The following is a 16,529-nucleotide window of genomic DNA, read 5'->3' on the forward strand; positions in this document are numbered from 1 at the left end:
TCAGCACGTCAGCCGCGGCACGCTCGGCGACACCCGCACCCGCTCCTTGGCCTCTTCGGCCAGGCTTCGCGCCCACTCCTGCAGCCCGGCGACGTCGATCCCGTGCGGTGGCTCGCCCCGGAACGGCTCGATGTTCGCCGCCCCGCGCTCCAGCAGGGACACCGCGCCGACGTTGTTGCCGCGCGCCGCGTGCGTCAGCCCGACCGCCAGCTGCGCGAGGCCGCGCCAGATCTCGCGGTCGGGGCCGTCGGTGGTCTTCCAGGCGTCCTCGAAGACCTCGTGCGCGTGGAACGGCTTGCCGTCGTCGAGCAGCTGCTGGGCTTCCGCAAGCGTTTGCGCGGGCGTCCTGGCGATGCCTTCCGGCTGGCGCTCGACGCCGTCCGAGCCGTACGGCAGCGGGCGGCCGAGGCCGTCACGCGGCCGTGCGTTGCGTGCCCGTCCCTCGGCGTCCCGGTCGCGGCGGCTCATACCCTGAGATCCTGCCACGCGCTCGGCAGGTAGTCTGGGGACTCGTGCGTTTCCTCGACGGCCATCGGCCCGCCCACGACCTGACCTACGACGACGTGTTCCTGCTCCCGAACCGTTCGGACGTGGAGTCCCGCTTCGACGTCGACCTCTCCACCGCGGACGGCACCGGCGCGACCATCCCGATCGTCGTCGCGAACATGACCGCGGTCGCCGGCCGCCGGATGGCCGAGACCGTCGCCCGTCGCGGTGGCCTGGTGGTGCTGCCCCAAGATGTGGACAGCTCCGCCGTCGGCGAGATCGTCGGCTGGGTGAAGAGCCGTCACCCGGTCTGGGACACGCCGCTGGTGCTCACCGGCGGCGACGCGGTCGCCGACGCCCTCAACCTGGTCCACAAACGCGCACACGGCGCCGTCGTCGTCGTGGACGGCGAAGGCCGTCCGGTCGGCATCGTCGACGAAGCGGCCTGCGCGGGCGTGGACCGCTTCGCGCGGCTCGCCGACGTCGCGCAGCCGCCGGCCGTCGCGGTCCCGCTGACCACGCCGGCGCGTGAGGTGTTCGAGCTGCTGAACGGCCACGGCGCCCACCTGGCGCTCGGCCTGGACGCCGACGGCCGGCTCGCGGGCGTCCTGACCGCCGTCGGGGCGCTGCGCGCGGAGGTCTACACCCCGGCCGTCGACGACGCGGGCAAGCTGCGCGTCGCCGCCGCGGTCGGCGTCAACGGCGACGTCGCGGCGAAGGCCGAGGCCGTGCTCGCCGCGGGCGTCGACGTGCTGGTCGTCGACACCGCGCACGGGCACCAGGAGAAGATGATCGCCGCGCTGAAGGCCGTCCGGTCGGTGTCGCCACAGGTCCCGGTGGTCGCCGGGAACGTGGTCACCGCCGAGGGAACGCGCGACCTGATCCAGGCCGGCGCCGACGTCGTCAAGGTCGGCGTCGGGCCGGGTGCGATGTGCACGACCCGGATGATGACCGGCGTGGGCCGCCCGCAGTTCTCCGCGGTCGCCGACTGCGCGGCCGCCGCGCGCGAGCTGGGCAAGCACGTCTGGGCCGACGGCGGGGTCCGCCACCCCCGCGACGTCGCGCTGGCGCTGGCCGCGGGCGCGTCCGCGGCGATGGTCGGCTCGTGGTTCGCCGGCACCTACGAATCTCCCGGTGACCTGCGCTTCGACGAGCAGGGGCGGCCCTACAAGGAGTCGTTCGGCATGGCGTCGAAGCGCGCGGTCGGCGCGCGGACGCGGACGGACAACACGTTCGACCGCGCGCGCAAGGCGCTGTTCGAGGAGGGCATCTCGACTTCGCGGATGTCCCTCGACCCGCAGCGCCCGGGCGTCGAGGACCTGCTGGACTCGATCGGCTCCGGCGTGCGCTCTTCCTGCACTTACGCGGGCGCTCGCACCCTGGAGGAGTTCCACGAGCGCGCGCTGCTGGGCGTCCAGTCGGCGGCCGGCTTCGCCGAAGGCCGCCCCCTCCCCTCCGGCTGGTGACCGCGGTCGTGAGTGGTAATTAGGGTTCTAACCCGAATTACCACTCACGACAAGCCGCGGCAGACTCCTCAGCCCGCGCAGCAGACGTGTTCCGACCACTCCGGAACGTGCCACCAGTGCTGCTTCTCGGCCGATCGGGCAGCGGGCGCCACCTCGGTGGCCGCCCGCGCGCCTGGCTGGCCCCGGTAGGGCGCCAGCAACTCGCCGACCGTCCGCAGCACCCCGCCGACCACCACGGTGCGGACGTTGGCGGCCGCCTTGATGTCCTGCAGCGGATTGCCACACACGAGTGACAGATCGGCGTAGGCACCTCGCTTGAGCACCCCGACCCGGTCCTCCAGCCCCAGCCACCGCGCCGGGTTGCGGGTGGCGGTGGTGAGCGCCTCGTACGGCGTGAACCCGAACGCGACCATGGCGCGCAGGTTCTGGTGGGTGGAGACGGCCACGTTGTCCAGCGGGGAGTCCGTGCCGGTGACCACGAACCCGCCTGCCCGGTGGATCCGCAGCACCATGTCGACGTTCCCGGCGAGGACCCGGCGAACGTACGCGTTCTCCGGGGTGCCCGCGGCTTCCGCCGCGGTCTTGAGCTGCGCGTATTCCCACGGCGGGAAAAGGACCTCCGTGCGCTCGTCGGTCACGAGCGACTTGTCGTCCGCGTACAACGCCTTGGAGTTGAACAACGTCGGCGTGACCGACATCCCCGAGCGGGCGAACAGGGCGATCGCGTCCTGGTACGACCGGCCGATGCGGCTGACCGTGTGCGAGTATCCGAGCCGGTTGGTGGCCCCGGTGTGCTCCATCGCGTCCATGCCGATGTTCGCCGCCGGGTACAGGTAGTGCGACGACAGCGGGATACCCGCCCGGTGCGCGGCGCGGACCACCGCCTGCTGGGAGGCCACCGGAAGCCGGACGTACGTCTTGATCATGTCGTATTCCAGCTCGACCGCGCGGGACAGCTCCAGGTTCAGCTGCTCGGGCGAAAGCGTCGGCCGCATGAAGTTGTAGTAGATCCGGGAGCCGTCGATGGCTTCCCCGGTGCCGAAGTACCTTGGCCCGACCCGGTTTCCGGATTCCAGGGCCTCGCGCGTCTCCAGCATCTGGTACACCGGGTCGCCGGGCGAGCGGGTCGTGGTGATGCCGTAGGACAGCCACAGCCTGCCCTGCCGGTCACCCCACTGCCTGCCGCGCAGGTGCCAGTGGTTGTGGATGTCGACGAGCCCGGGCATGGCGGTCAGGTCGTGCGCGTCGACGGTGCCGGGTGCGTCCCGATGCGGCCGGACGTCGGCGATCCGGCCGCCTTCGACGACGATGTCGACGTCCCGCCGCAGTGTCCGGGCGACGCCGTCCCACGCCGCGCCGACGTGGATGACGGTCCGCCGCGGCGGGCGCGGGCGGGCCCACGTGAAGTCGAGCCGGATCGTGCGCGGCTCGCCGCCGGTGATCTTCTGGGCCTTGAGCTGCCCCTTCGACAGGTACACGAGCGCGTCGTTTCCCTGCCAGGCCAAGGAATCGGTGACCTCGTGGGTGACCTGCCGCGGCGCACCGATCAGCCGTCCGGCGCCGTCGACCGGGGCGATCCAGGCGACGCTTTCGACGGTGAACGCGAGGTACCGGCCGTCGGGTGACCACAGTGGACCGTCGTCGCCGCGGGTGGCGAGCGACCGGAACGGCATCGGTTCGGCGTAGCGGAGTTCCTGGGTCTTCAGGTCGACCGTGAGGATCTGGCTCGTGCCTTCGCGGTACCGCCGCGAGTACGGCTTGACCGCGGCGAGCGCGAGGACCGACCCGTCGGGCGACCAGGTGGGACGGCCCGGCATGAACAGCGGCGGCGTCACCTGCTGGGCACTGTCCAAGGCCACGTCGTAGATCCACGTGGCGCCGTCCTGGTCGGCGTAGGCCACCCGGCCGCCGTCCGGCGACCACCGCGGCGCGACCTGGGCGCCAGCCAGCCGGGTGAGGACGGTGTCCTCGCCGGTGCCGAGGTCGCGCAGCCACAGGTCGGCGGTGCCGAGCCGGTCGCTCGTGTAGAGCAGCTTCGTCCCGTCCGGGTGGAAGTCCGGGTCGGAGGTGAAGTAGCCGTCGTCGATCAGCCGCTGCGGCCTGCCACCGCCGGCCGCGACGACGTAGATCGCGTTGAGGGCCCGGAACGCGATCCGCTTGCCGTCCCTGGACACCACCGGACCGGCGATGCCCCGGACCGGCTTCGGCGCGGCCGAGTCCAGGTCACGGACCCGCCGCCGGTAGTCGCGCGGTGCCGTGGACACGCCCGCTTCGAACGGGACGTCCTTGACGGCGCCGGACTGCTCGCGCCACCGGAGGTGCCCGTCGGCGGTGTAGAGCACGGCGGCCCCGGACCAGTTCGCGGCGAAGCCGAAGACGTCCTCGCCCTTGGTCAGCTGCCGGTCGCCGAGCATGAGGTCCGCTTCGGCGCCGCGCAGCCGCAGGTAGCTGGGCTGCCCGCCGGGACCCGACGCGGGGCCGTAGAGCTTGTCGGCGCCGGTCGCGGTGACCAGGCGCGTGCGGGCGCCGGTGGCCAGGGTGAGGACGTCGATGGCGGTGTCGTTCACCGTGAAGACGATCTTCGTGCCGTCGGCCGACCACCGCGGCGACGCCTCTTCGTCGACCGTGGAGGCCACCGCGGTGATCGCTCCCGAGGCGACGTCCAGCAGGTGGATGCCATAGCTGCCGTCCCGGTCGCCGCTGAAGACGATCTTGGTGCCGTCCGGGGAGAACACGGGCTCCCGGTGGTCGAACCGCCCGCTGGTGAGCTTGCGGGGCGTACCACCGGCGACATCGATGACATAGAGGTGGAAGTTGCCGTCGCGGTACGACTGGAACGCGATCCGGCGGCCGTCCGGCGACCAGCTGGGGAGCGTGGCGTCCTGGAGGTCGTCGGTGAGCCGCCGGGCGCGGCCGCCGGCGGCGGGCAGCACCCAGATCCCGGTGACCAGGTCGACCGCGATCCACCGGCTGTCCGGGGACAGCGCGGCGGACATGTTCGTGCCCTCCCGCAGCACCACGCCGTCTCGCCCGGCGTCCGGCGGCACGTCCGGTTCGGCCTCGGCGACCCCCGCCCCGGCCACGGTCAGTGCGGCGGCGGCTGCGCCACTTCGGACGAGAAGCTCACGACGTGAAAGATTTTCCGGCCCCATCCGGCCAACTATGCCCAGCCCGGGATCGACGGCATAGCGGCCGAGCGGGTTTTTCACCGGATGTCCGGCAAAGGCGGAAAGAACTGCCCAGCTGGTGGCCGCAGTCGTGAGTGGTAATTAGGGTTCTAACCCGAATTACCACTCACGACAAGTGCGGCAGGCTGATCAGCCGTGGTCCTCCAGCATCTCGGTGACCAGGGCGGCGATCGGTGAGCGTTCGGAGCGGGTGAGGGTCACGTGCGCGAACAGCGGGTGGCCCTTGAGCTTCTCGATCACCGCCGAGACGCCGTCGTGCCGTCCGACGCGCAGGTTGTCACGCTGGGCGACGTCGTGCGTGAGCACCACCCGCGACGCCGTGCCGAGCCGCGAAAGCACCGTGAGCAGGACGTTCCGTTCCAATGACTGCGCCTCGTCGACGATCACGAACGTGTCGTGCAGCGACCGGCCGCGGATGTGCGTCAGCGGAAGCACCTCGAGCATGCCGCGGTCGAAGACCTCGTCGAGGACCTCCTGGCTGACCAGCGCGCCGAGGGTGTCGAACACCGCCTGCGCCCACGGCTGCATCTTCTCGCTCTCGGACCCGGGCAGGTAGCCGAGGTCCTGACCGCCGACCGCGTAGACCGGCCGGAACACCACGACCTTGCGGTGCTGACGGCGTTCCATCACCGCCTCGAGGCCGGCGCAGAGCGCGAGCGCCGACTTGCCGGTGCCTGCCCGGCCGCCCAGCGACACGATCCCGACGTCGGAGTCGAGCAGCAGGTCGAGCGCGACGCGCTGCTCGGCGCTGCGGCCGTGCAGGCCGAACGCCTCGCGGTCGCCCCGGACCAGCCGGATGCGCTTGTCCGCCGTGATCCGTCCCAGCGCACTGGAGCTGCCCGCGAGCAGCCGCAGCCCGGTGTGGCAGGGCAGTTCGGCGAGCTCGTCCATGCCGTACTCGACCGGGTCGACGGTGCCGCCGCCGAACAGCGTGTCGAGCACGTCCTGTTCGACGTCGACGTCCGCCATGCCGGTCCAGCCCGACGGCGTCACTTCCTGCGCGCGGTACTCGTCGGCCTCCAACCCGACCGCACCCGCTTTGACCCGCAGCGGGATGTCCTTCGTCACCAGCGTGACCGCCGGGAACTCCGCCGCCAGGTTGAGCGCGCAGGCGAGGATGCGGTGGTCGTTGGAGTCCGTCCGGAACCCGGACGGGAGCACCGACGGGTCCGAGTGGTTCAGCTCCACCTGCAGCGTGCCGCCGTGGTCCCCGATGGGGAGCGGCGCGTCGAGCCTGCCGTACTGCCGGCGCAGGTCGTCGAGCATGCGCAGGGATTCCCGGGCGAACCAGCCCAGCTCCGGGTGGTGGCGCTTGGCCTCCAGTTCACTGATGACGACCAGCGGAAGCACGACAGCGTGCTCGGCGAACCGAGTGACCGCCCACGGGTCCGAAAGGAGGACCGACGTGTCGAGCACGTACATGTGCTGCTGGGATTCGGGCGCTTTCTCCGGGCCAGGAACGGCACCGGTCGAAGAGTGGCCAGAGGCCTTACGGGGCAAACGCTGCGCAGTCACGACGGCATCTCCCTCGAGGGCGTGTGCACCTCACGCCCGCACTCGCTGGGCCGGGCACCTCCCTGGCTGGACCACTCCTCCTGACCGGTTGGTCAGGCGGTGCGGCCACGAGGGCCGGGTGCCGGCCCCCTCGAGCGTCTCGTGGGCGGCTGAGCCGCCCCCTCGATCACCGCCACGACCAGGGCCTCCCGCGAGGACCCGCACGGAACGCGCGCCCTCACCTCGGAAGGTACCCACGAATCCGGCGTCGCGCAGGGAGCCAACACGGTGATTCGCCAGATCGTCACCTCACCGTCGGTCGTCCGAAATCAACTCGGAGTGTCTCCGAGGCGGCATGACCAGCGGCTTTGCGGGTTGTCTAGGAGCCGAACCGGCGGTGCCGCCAGGCGTAGTCGCGGATGGCACGCAGGAAGTCGACCCGCCGGAAGGCGGGCCAGTACGCCTCGGTGAACCAGAACTCGGAGTGCGCGGACTGCCACAGCAGGAAGCCGGAAAGCCGTTGCTCGCCGGAGGTGCGGATGATGAGGTCGGGGTCCGGCTGGCCCGACGTGTAGAGGTGCTCGGAGATGTGGTCGACGTCGAGGATCTTCGCCAGCTCGTGAATGGAAGTTCCCTCGTCGGCGTGCTGCAGCAGCAGCTTGCGTACGGCGTCGGCGATTTCCTGCCGCCCGCCGTAGCCGACCGCGATGTTGACCTCCATCCCGCTCCGCCCCTCGCTCCGGACGGCGGCTTCGCTCAGCCGCTTCGCGACGTCGGCGGGGAGCAGGTCGAGCGCGCCGACGATCCGCAGCCGCCACGGCGTCCCGGGCGCGGCGAGCTCGTCGGTGACGTCGGTGATGATCTTCAGCAGCGGCGTGAGCTCGTCCGGGTCGCGGTTGAGGTTGTCGGTGGACAGCAGCCACATGGTGACGACCTCGACGTCGGCCTCCTGGCACCAGCTCAGGAAGTCCGCGATCTTCTTCGCCCCGGCGCGGTGCCCGTCCGAAACGTCCGTGAAGCCCGCTTCACGGGCCCACCGGCGGTTGCCGTCGAGCATGATGGCGATGTGCCGGGGATGCCGCCCGGCGGCCTGCTGGATCAGGCGCCTGCCGTAGGCGCTGTACACGACGTCGGACAAGAACGAGCGAACACTCACGTCGAGTCAGCCTACGCACCCCGATGTGAGGCGTGTGACTTGAGCACTGCTGGAGAACCTACGCTGCCGTAACCTGGATGTGTGAGCCTGAAGACGGAACCACCCGAGCCCGTAGTGGACCTCCGCCCCCGGCTGCGCGGGCACATCCACTTCTGGACGTTCTTCGGTGCCCTGGCCGCGGCGGCGACCCTGATCAGCGTGGCGGCGTCCACAGTGTCCCCGGTCGCCGCACTGGCGACGTCGGTGTACGGCCTGACGGTGCTCGGCCTGTTCGGCGTGAGCGCGCTGTACCACCGCAAGTTCTGGAGCCCCCGCGCGTACAAGTGGATGAAGCGCGCGGACCACTCGATGATCTTCCTGTTCATCGCCGGGACGTACACGCCGTTCACGCTCCTGGCGATGTCGAAGCCGACGGGCTACGTGATCCTGTCGATCGTCTGGGGCGGGGCGATCGCCGGCGTGGCGCTGAAGATGCTGTGGCCGAACGCGCCGCGCTGGCTCGGGGTGCCGATCTACATCGCGCTCGGCTGGGTCGCGGTGTTCGTGTTCCCGGAGCTGGCTTCGCACGCCGGGGCCGGCGCGCTGGTGCTGCTGTGCGTGGGCGGGCTGTTCTACACGCTGGGCGCGGTGTTCTACGCGGTGAAGTGGCCGAATCACTGGCCTGAGACGTTCGGGTACCACGAGTTCTTCCACGCGTGCACGGTGCTGGCCGCGGTTTCGCACTACATCGCGATCTGGCTGGCCATGTACGCCTGATTCCCGCCCGTAGTAAAACGCGAAAAGCGCGGCCATTCACTCGACATCGAGTGAATGGCCGCGCTTTTCGCGAAGATGGACCGCGGGTGGCTGATGCACACTCAACCACCCACCCACGGACTCCTTCTTTCGTCAGCCCGCCGAGTTGCCGTTGCAGGCGACGTACGACGGGTTGTGGTCGACCGTCAGCAGCTCCAGCGGACCGTTCCACTGCCAGGGCAGCAGGCACGCGTTGTTGAGGATGCTGATGCCACCGTGACCGCCGCCGGTGGAGTTGTTGTTACACGCCGCGTACGAGGGCGCGTGGCCCGCGTGCAGCGCCTCGATGGGACCGTTCCACTGCCACGGAGCCGCGCACAGGTTGTCGCCGATGCTGATGCCACCGCCACCCGGGTGGTGACCCTCGCCGGCGGAAGCCGGGGCGGCAACAGCGAGCATGGCGCCACCGATGACTGCGGCTGCGAAGAGCGTCTTTTTCATCATGAAAAAGTCATCGGGCGATCCGCGTCAGTCCTTTATCGACATCACTCGATGGCTTGGACAACATCACCCGTCCCGGCACTCAAACAGCTTACGCCGGGCGGTGGCCCCAGACCTGTGCAACGGTCAGGGGTTCCACCGCCGTGCGGTTGTCACCATCCAAGCTGGACAGACGCCGCACGGCAGGTGAAGGGCCTCCTCAGCCGAACATCCCCGGCTGGTACTCGCCCGCCGGGTTGCGGACGATCACGTTCAGCCGGTTCCACGCGTTGATCGTGGCCACCAGCGCGATCAGCGCGCCGATCTGCTCGTCGTCGTAGTGCTTGCGCACCGCGGCCCACGTCTCGTCGGTGACGCCGGTGTGCGCGTCCGCCAGGCGGGTGCCCTCCTCCGTCAGCGCCAGGGCCGCGCGCTCCGGCTCGGTGAACACCACCGCTTCGCGCCACGCCGCCACCATTGCCAGGCGGACCGCCGTCTCGCCTTCGGCCGCCGCGTCCTTCGTGTGCATGTCGAGGCACATGCCGCAGCCGTTGATCTGGCTCGCGCGGATCTTCACCAGCTCCTGCGTCGCCCTCGGGAGCGACGACTCCTCGACCGGGCGGGATGCCGCGATCAGGCGCTTGACGAACTTGCCGGTGATCTCGTTCTCGAACATGTTGAGCCGGGCTTCCATGTCGTTCCCCTTCCATCGTCTGCTTCACCCCCTTGACGACCCGGGCGACAGCGTTGTGACAGCGCCGGAAGTGACGCCGGTCACGCCGAATTCAGACCACACCTTCGCGTCCCCGCGGCCGTGGCCGGTCACGCCGGCGGCACCGCGCCCCACCTGCGGACGCCGCCGGACCTGGCCCGCCGGAGACGGTTCAAACGATCACGTTCAGGGGTCACCCACGGGTACACCACGACGGTTGCCGTGGTCGCCGGCGGGGCCGACGGTGGGCTTCATCAAGGAATCGACGTGTGGAAGGAGCACGACCGCGATGGCCAGGACCCTGCAGCCCGAAGAACTCATCGACAGCGCCGTGGTCGACCCGAACGGCAACAAGCTCGGGAAGGTCGGCAACGTCTACCTCGCCGACGCGACGCACCAGCCCGAGTGGATCACCGTCAAGACCGGACTGTTCGGCACGAAGGAAAGCTTCGTCCCGCTCTCCGGCGCACGCACGGACGAGGACGGCGTCCACGTCCAGGTCGACAAGGACAGCGTCTCCGACGCGCCCCGCATCGACGCCGACGGGCACCTCTCGCCCGAAGAGAGCACGCAGCTCTACCAGCACTACGGCCTGCCGGTGCCGCGTACGTCGCCGGACGGGCGGATGGACCGGGGCACGGACCGCGGCAGGGACAGCGGCAAGGCCGCCATGGACGGGAAGCGCGAAGACCGGGCCATGACGCGCTCCGAGGAACGGCTGAACGTCGGCACCGAGCAGGTCAAGACCGGGCACGTGCGGCTGCGCAAGTACGTCGTCACCGAAGAACAGCAGGTCACCGTGCCGGTGCGGCACGAGGAGGTGCGCGTCGAACGCGAGCCGATCACCCGCGGCGACGGCACGGCGGAGATCGGCGAGGCCGAACAGGAGGTCGTCCTGCACGCCGAGAAACCCGTGGTGCGCAAGGAAACCGTGCCGGTCGAGCGGGCACGGCTGCGGACCGAGACGGTCACCGACGAGCAGACCGTGTCCGGCAAGGTCCGCAAGGAGCAGTTCGAGGTCACCGACGACGACCGCAAGCACCGCCGGTCGTGACGGCGCCCGGGCGGGTGGCCGGTACCGGCCACCCGTCCGGGTTACCACCCTGGGGTGCGCCGTCAGGACGTGAGCATCGGCGCCGCGAGGAACTGCTCCGGGATCGCGAACGCGTCCACCAGCGTCCGCGCGTGCGGGCGCAGCTCCGAGCACAGCCGGTTCACCGCCGAGGTGACGGCCTTCGCGCGCGACGCCGTCAGGCGGCCGTGGCCCAGGAACCAGGCCAGATCGTCTTCGATCGCCGACAACGCGTAGAGGTCGCAGACGCGCTCCAGCAGCGAACGGGCGTCGGGATCCGAACAACGCTCGATCGCCGCCGTGAACGCCGCCAGCACCAGGCGCTCGACGTGGACGCGGCCCGCGCGCAGCACGTGGTCCTGCGCCGCGTTGAACACGCCGAACGGGTCGGACGCGGCCTTGCGCAGGCGCTTCGCCACGCCTTCCACGACGTGGTCCTCGCGGTCCTCGAACAGCCGCAGCTGCCACTCGCGACGGAAGAAGACCTCCGAGTCGGACCCTTCGGTGAGCGACTCGAGCGCCTTGCGCACGGACGTCCGCTCCAGGAACGCGTTGACCACCTGGTCGGTGAAGAACCGGGCCGTCGCCAGCGGCGAGAGGTCCTCGAAATCCTGCTTGTAGCTGGTCAGCAGGCCCTTCGCGACCAGCTGCAGCAGCACCGTGTTGTCGCCTTCGAACGTCGTGAAGACGTCGGTGTCGGCCTTCAGCCCGGGCAGCACGTTCTCCGCCAGGTAGCCCGCGCCGCCGCACGCCTCGCGCGCGGTCTGGATGGCCGCCGTCGCGTGCCACGTCGTGAGCGCCTTCAACCCGGCCGCGCGCGACTCCAGCTCGCGCTGCTCCTCCTCCGGCGCCGACGCGTCGATGTCGTGCAGCTTCGAGACCAGCTCTTCCTGGGCGAAGTGCAGCGCGTACGTCTTCGCCAGCGCCGGCAGGAGTTTCCGCTGGTGGGCCAGGTAGTCCAGGACGACGACCTCGTCGCCGTCCGGCTTCGCGAACTGGCGGCGGAACTCGCCGTAGCGGATCGCCAGGGCCAGCGCGCGCTTCGTGGCGCTGCCCGCGCTGCCCGCGACGCTCACCCGGCCGCGGATCAGCGTGCCCAGCATCGTGAAGAACCGGCGGCTGTCGCTCTCGATCGGGCTCGAGTACGTCCCGTCTTCGGCGACGTCGCCGAAGCGGTTCAGCAGGGCTTCGCGCGGGACCCGGACGTCGTCGAAGCCCAGCCGTCCGTTGTCGACGCCGTTGAGGCCCGCCTTCGGGCCGCAGTCCTCAATGGACACCCCGGGCATCGGCGCGCCGTCGTCGTCGCGGATCGGCACGAGGAACGCGTGCACACCCCGCGACTCCGAGCCCGTGATCAGCTGCGCGAAGACCACCGCCAGCCGGCCGTCGCGGGCCGCGTTGCCGATGTACTCCTTGCGTGCCATGGCGTCCGGCGTGTCGATGACGAACCCGCCGTCCACGAAGGTCGCCGTGGTGCGCAGGTGCTGGACGTCGGAACCGTGGCCGTGCTCGGTCATCGCGAAGCAGCCCAGCACGTCGAGGTCCATGATCCCGCGCAGGTACCGCTCGTGGTGGCGCTCGGTGCCGAGCAGCTGGACGGCCCCGCCGAACAGGCCCCACTGGACGCCGGCCTTCACCATCAGCGACAGGTCGCCGTAGCCGAGCATCTCGAACGACGTCACCGAGCCGCCGACGTCGCCACCACCGCCGTACGCCGGGTCGAAGCCCAGGCCGGGGCGGTCGGTCTCGGCGAGCGCGCGCAGCTGGTCGAGCACCTGGGCGCGGTGCGCCTCGATGCCGAGGTCGACCGGGTCCCGGAACCGCGTCTCGGCCATCTGCGCCCGCACCCCGCGGCGCAACTCGGCCCAGCGACCGTCGAGGACGGCGGTCACTGCGTCCGGATCCACCTTCGAGGGCACTTCGGGGACGTCCACGGCTACCTCCGGAAAGGACGAACGGCAGGCTTCCTACTCGTTGGTAGTCAGCCTGCCGCAGCCTGGCCGATCCCGCAGGCTCAGATCGGCTTGCCGTTGACCGTCACGTTCGTGAACTGCGCGTTGTCCACGTACTTCAGCGTGTTCGACGTGTCGGACACGCCTTTGAACGTGGAGTTCGCCACGGCGAACCCGTGCACGTGGGCGTTCGAAAGCCCGCTCACGTCGAACGTCTTGCCGGCGATCTTCGTGCTCGCACAGTTGCTGATCGTGAACGGCCCGAATGACGGGACGTAGCTGCCGGTCTGGCTGTTGTAGGTGGACGTCACGAACACGAAGTTCCGCGCGAAGGTGCCGGAAACGCTGTCGAGGTTGATGTTTTCGGAGAATCCGCCACGCTGCGTGTTGGACTTCACGTACAGGGCGAACTTCGTGTCCCCCTTCACGGTGAGCTTGTACGCGTAGACGTTGCGGATCCCGCCGGTCTGCTCGCTGCCGCAGGTGATCGCGCCCCAGTTGCCGTTCATCACGCAGTTCACCACGACGAGGTTCTGGCACGGGACGTTCACCCTGCGCCCGTCCGCGTCACGCCCGGCCTTGATGGCGATGTTGTCGTCGTGCGCGCCGAGGGTGCAGTTGGCGATGACGACGTGGTCGCACGACTCCGGGTCACAGCCGTCGGTGTTGCTGTGCGCGGTGCTGGGGTCGGTGCTGACGCCGTCGACCGTGACGTTGCGGCACAGCGTCGGGTGCAGCTGCCAGAACATCGAGTTCTTCAGGGTGATGTCCTGGATGAGCACGTTTTCGCAGGCGTACGGCTCGACGAACGCCGAGCGCATGGTGTGGCCCGAGCCCGGCACCACCCGCTTCTCCGGCGCGGTTCCCTTGGCCACCAGCGATTCCAGGTAGGCCCGGTCGCTGCCCTTGTTCCACGACGACGTCGCCGCCGCGTCGAGCGTGCCACTGCCGGTGAGGCCGATGTTCTTCTCCCGGTAGGCGTAGATCATCGGGGACCGGTTGACGCATTCGATGCCTTCGTAGCGCGTCAGGACATTCGGGAACTTCGCCGCGTCACCGCTGAACTTCAGCACCGAACCGGATTCGAGGTGCAGATCGACGTTGCTCTTGAGGTAGATGGCACCGGTGAGGAAGCTGCCGCCGCCGGGCACGATCACGTGGCCGCCGCCGGCCGCGGCGCAGGCGTCGATCGCCTTCGCGATGGCCGCGGTGTTGTCGGTTTTGCCGTCGTTCTTCGCGCCGTACCCGGTGATCGGGAAACTGCGGTCCGGGAACACCGGAATCGTCGTGTTCGCGACGATGTCGTTCGCCGCCGGCCACGGGAGCACGGGAACGTCGATGCGGGGCGCCGCCGAGGCCGGTGAGATGGGCAAGGCCGGGAGCAGCGGCACCGCCGCCACCGCGAGCCCGCCCTTGATCAGCTGCCGCCGGGTGAACCTGCCGTCCATGGACACTTCCTTCACGGAAAGACCTGTGCGACGGCGGAACCGCGGTACGGACCGCGGGCACGACGAACTCTAGGCGCGGAAGCGGGTTCAGGTCCAGGCTTGCGCGATCGGCGAAAAAGCTGTCATGATCGGGGCATGTCGATTCGAAAGGGCGTGCGCGCCCTCGCGCTTTGAGCGCCTCCCGGCGGCCGGACCGCCGAGTTCCCGATATTTCCGCGTGGCTGAACCACGCCTTCAGCACGGCCCCCGCTGATCGCCCGGCGGCCGAAGACGCCATCAGCCGGCTCTACGCCCTGCTCGGCGAGCCACCGCCGCGGTTCACCTGGGTGCCCTCACCGAACGCCGGGCTACCGCAGTTGCCGCCGTCGCAAGCGCTTTCCACGATGCCGCTGGAAGCCCGCCTGGCGAACCGGACGGCCGCGTTGCGGCGTCAGCGCGACACCCAGCCCGAAGCGCAGCAGACGATCCGGGACGGCGTCGCCGGGTTGATCCGGGCGGCCATCCCGCAGTCGCTCGGCCTGCACTGGTACGGCCAGCAGGACGCCTACTGGGTGACGCCGGGCTCGGGAGACCCGGAGCTGGAGCTGTGGGCGACCCTCGTGCGCTCGTGCGGCTGGTGGTGGCCGCGTGACGGCGTTTGCGTCGTCGCCGAACGGCCGTTGGCCCTCCGTCTCGACGACGAGCGCCGGCTCCACGGCACGACCGGGCCCGCGGTGGTCTACCCCGACGGCTGGGCCGTGCACGTCTGGCACGGCACGCGGGTGCCGTCTTGGGTGATCGAAGACCCCACCGCGGACCGGATCAACCGCGAGTTCAACGTCGAGGTACGCCGCTGCGCCGTCGAGCACCTCGGTTGGTCGGCCTACCTCGAGCAGGCCGGGTTGCGGATCCTGAGCCGGGCACCCGATCCCGGCAACCCGGGTTGTGAGCTGCAGCTTTACGACCTGCCGGCGCAGAAGTGGCACGCGCCTTCGCGGCTGCTGCTGGCGGTGAACGGCTCGGTGGAACGCGATGGCACCCGCCGTCGCTACGGGCTGCGGGTGCCCGCCGGATTCGACCATCCCCTCGACGCGGCCGGCTGGTCGTACGGGCTCACCGGGGCCCAGTACGCAGGCCTGCAGCGCCGGACCTGACTTTCCCGAGGTGATCACATGTTTCTTGCCGAACTGCTCGATCGGACCGGACTCGACGTCCTCGACCACCTGGACCGCCAGGTCACCGTGCCGGTGATCGACGGGCTCCAGGCCCAGGGTGACCTGATCGTCCTGCCGTTGGGGTTGCTGGACCCGGCGCCCTCCCGCCGCGACTGGTGGGTGCTGCCCGAGGAAGGACGCGAACTGGTCCGCGGCGAAGCGGGCAACAACCCGCACACGCTGGTCGCGGAGCGCGGGACGTGCCGGCTGACGACGTGGCTGAACGATCCCGAGCGGCTGGCGATCGCGGCGTTCCAGAACACGGCGCCGGCGTGGCTGATTCACCCGGAGCACGGGGCAACCGGAATCGCTCCCGGGGCGTGGTTCGTGCGACGGCAGCGAGAGATGGGAGCCGGGTTCCGGAAGCCCGTGCTGGTCGCGGACTGAGGAGCCGTGGGGTGCCACCGAGGGGGCGGCACCCCACGCCCTCGGTCCTCGAGTTCGTGAAGGCCACCTTGAGGAACTTGTACTTCCTGAAGGTGGCCTTCACGAACTTTGACGGGGGGGGGCGTCAGGCCAGGTCGGGGCCCTTTGCGCGCAGGTCGTCGACCTTGGTCATCGCCTCCCGCAGCTCACCCAGCCAACTGTCCGCGTGCTGGCCGACCAACCGCACCGCCCAGGCCAGTGCGTCCGAGCGCGACCGCGCCACGCCCGCGTCCACCAGCGTGTCCAGCACCAGGCGTTCCGGCTGGCGCAGGCGCGTCATCACCGGGGCCGAGTGCGTCGTGAACAGCGCCGTCGTGCTACCCAAGCGCGCACCCCAAGCCACCTTGCGCTGGTAGCGGTGCTCCGCTTGACGGGCGATCTCGATGCGCTCGTCGCGCGTCTCCTCGCGGTACCGGCTGATCCGGCCCTCTTCGGCCGCCGCGCGGGCCGCGTCGTCCGGGTACTCCTCCGTCAACGCCGGGAGCTCGCCGACCACGATGATCTCTTCGCGGTCGACCGTGACCTCCGGTGCGCCCGTGAACCAGCCGTCGGGCAGGCGGCCGCCGAACCAGGCCGCCGCGTCGTCCGCCGGCGGTACCTCGGCCTGCTGCCAGCCCCGGCTTCCGCGCCATCCGCGTCCCATGTCGTACCTCCGGATTACATGATTACAACGCTACCGAAGTTACGCCGAAAACAAGGCAACGGACACCGCGTTCACCCA

Annotated in this window: 14 protein-coding genes; 5 read left to right on the plus strand and 9 right to left on the minus strand. The window is 70.2% G+C overall.

The window, feature by feature from the left end; genetic code table 11:
- Positions 1 to 468 carry a DUF309 domain-containing protein gene (locus ACLJQF_RS07980; RefSeq protein WP_410607575.1) on the minus strand — a complete coding sequence of 156 codons (468 nt, stop codon included), beginning with the start codon at positions 466 to 468 and terminating at the stop codon, positions 1 to 3.
- A gap of 44 nt (positions 469 to 512) precedes the next feature.
- Between ACLJQF_RS07980 and ACLJQF_RS07985 the strand changes: the two genes are divergently transcribed.
- The gene (locus ACLJQF_RS07985; protein ID WP_410607576.1) at positions 513 to 1,952 is read left to right on the plus strand and encodes a GuaB1 family IMP dehydrogenase-related protein; all 1,440 of its coding nucleotides are present in this window, start codon (positions 513 to 515) and stop codon (positions 1,950 to 1,952) included.
- 68 nt (positions 1,953 to 2,020) lie between these two features.
- On the opposite strand, the gene ACLJQF_RS07990 is transcribed toward ACLJQF_RS07985, so the two are convergent.
- The 3 genes from ACLJQF_RS07990 to ACLJQF_RS08000 form a co-directional block, all read right to left on the minus strand.
- Positions 2,021 to 5,104, minus strand: coding sequence for an amidohydrolase family protein (locus tag ACLJQF_RS07990; protein ID WP_410607577.1), 3,084 nt, complete (start codon positions 5,102 to 5,104; stop codon positions 2,021 to 2,023).
- 165 nt (positions 5,105 to 5,269) lie between these two features.
- On the minus strand, positions 5,270 to 6,562 hold the full coding sequence (locus ACLJQF_RS07995) for a PhoH family protein (RefSeq protein ID WP_410607578.1): 1,293 nt from the start codon (positions 6,560 to 6,562) through the stop codon (positions 5,270 to 5,272).
- 451 nt (positions 6,563 to 7,013) lie between these two features.
- Positions 7,014 to 7,790, minus strand: coding sequence for an isoprenyl transferase (locus ACLJQF_RS08000; RefSeq protein WP_410607579.1), 777 nt, complete (start codon positions 7,788 to 7,790; stop codon positions 7,014 to 7,016).
- Between the two features lie 114 nt (positions 7,791 to 7,904).
- Between ACLJQF_RS08000 and trhA the strand changes: the two genes are divergently transcribed.
- Positions 7,905 to 8,546 carry a PAQR family membrane homeostasis protein TrhA gene (gene trhA / locus ACLJQF_RS08005; protein ID WP_410607921.1) on the plus strand — a complete coding sequence of 214 codons (642 nt, stop codon included), beginning with the start codon at positions 7,905 to 7,907 and terminating at the stop codon, positions 8,544 to 8,546.
- Between the two features lie 132 nt (positions 8,547 to 8,678).
- On the opposite strand, the gene ACLJQF_RS08010 is transcribed toward trhA, so the two are convergent.
- Together ACLJQF_RS08010 and ACLJQF_RS08015 are read right to left on the minus strand one after the other, a co-directional pair.
- The gene (locus ACLJQF_RS08010; protein ID WP_410607580.1) at positions 8,679 to 9,026 is read right to left on the minus strand and encodes a hypothetical protein; all 348 of its coding nucleotides are present in this window, start codon (positions 9,024 to 9,026) and stop codon (positions 8,679 to 8,681) included.
- Between the two features lie 199 nt (positions 9,027 to 9,225).
- Positions 9,226 to 9,699 carry a carboxymuconolactone decarboxylase family protein gene (locus ACLJQF_RS08015; protein WP_410607581.1) on the minus strand — a complete coding sequence of 158 codons (474 nt, stop codon included), beginning with the start codon at positions 9,697 to 9,699 and terminating at the stop codon, positions 9,226 to 9,228.
- Positions 9,700 to 10,006: 307 nt separating this feature from the next.
- Between ACLJQF_RS08015 and ACLJQF_RS08020 the strand changes: the two genes are divergently transcribed.
- Positions 10,007 to 10,771 carry a DUF2382 domain-containing protein gene (locus ACLJQF_RS08020; RefSeq protein WP_410607582.1) on the plus strand — a complete coding sequence of 255 codons (765 nt, stop codon included), beginning with the start codon at positions 10,007 to 10,009 and terminating at the stop codon, positions 10,769 to 10,771.
- Between the two features lie 62 nt (positions 10,772 to 10,833).
- Here the strand turns inward: ACLJQF_RS08020 and ACLJQF_RS08025 are convergent, their stop codons facing one another.
- Together ACLJQF_RS08025 and ACLJQF_RS08030 are read right to left on the minus strand one after the other, a co-directional pair.
- Positions 10,834 to 12,723 (minus strand): acyl-CoA dehydrogenase, encoded by a 1,890-nt coding sequence (locus ACLJQF_RS08025; protein ID WP_410607583.1) that lies wholly within the window; start codon positions 12,721 to 12,723, stop codon positions 10,834 to 10,836.
- Positions 12,724 to 12,803: 80 nt separating this feature from the next.
- Entirely contained in the window at positions 12,804 to 14,189 is a 1,386-nt protein-coding gene (locus tag ACLJQF_RS08030) for a glycoside hydrolase family 28 protein (protein WP_410607584.1), read from the minus strand.
- Positions 14,190 to 14,359: 170 nt separating this feature from the next.
- Between ACLJQF_RS08030 and ACLJQF_RS08035 the strand changes: the two genes are divergently transcribed.
- Both ACLJQF_RS08035 and ACLJQF_RS08040 read left to right on the plus strand, forming a co-directional pair.
- Complete coding sequence (locus tag ACLJQF_RS08035) at positions 14,360 to 15,322, plus strand: DUF6745 domain-containing protein (RefSeq protein ID WP_410607585.1); 963 nt, start codon at positions 14,360 to 14,362, stop codon at positions 15,320 to 15,322.
- 18 nt (positions 15,323 to 15,340) lie between these two features.
- On the plus strand, positions 15,341 to 15,769 hold the full coding sequence (locus tag ACLJQF_RS08040; RefSeq protein ID WP_410607586.1) for a hypothetical protein: 429 nt from the start codon (positions 15,341 to 15,343) through the stop codon (positions 15,767 to 15,769).
- A gap of 124 nt (positions 15,770 to 15,893) precedes the next feature.
- Here the strand turns inward: ACLJQF_RS08040 and ACLJQF_RS08045 are convergent, their stop codons facing one another.
- Positions 15,894 to 16,451: a hypothetical protein gene (locus ACLJQF_RS08045; RefSeq protein ID WP_410607587.1), complete on the minus strand. Its 558-nt coding sequence runs from the start codon at positions 16,449 to 16,451 to the stop codon at positions 15,894 to 15,896.
- Between the last annotated feature and the right edge of the window lie 78 nt (positions 16,452 to 16,529).

The sequence above is a fragment of the Amycolatopsis sp. lyj-109 genome (assembly GCF_046548995.1).
Taxonomy (GTDB): Bacteria; Actinomycetota; Actinomycetes; order Mycobacteriales; family Pseudonocardiaceae; genus Amycolatopsis.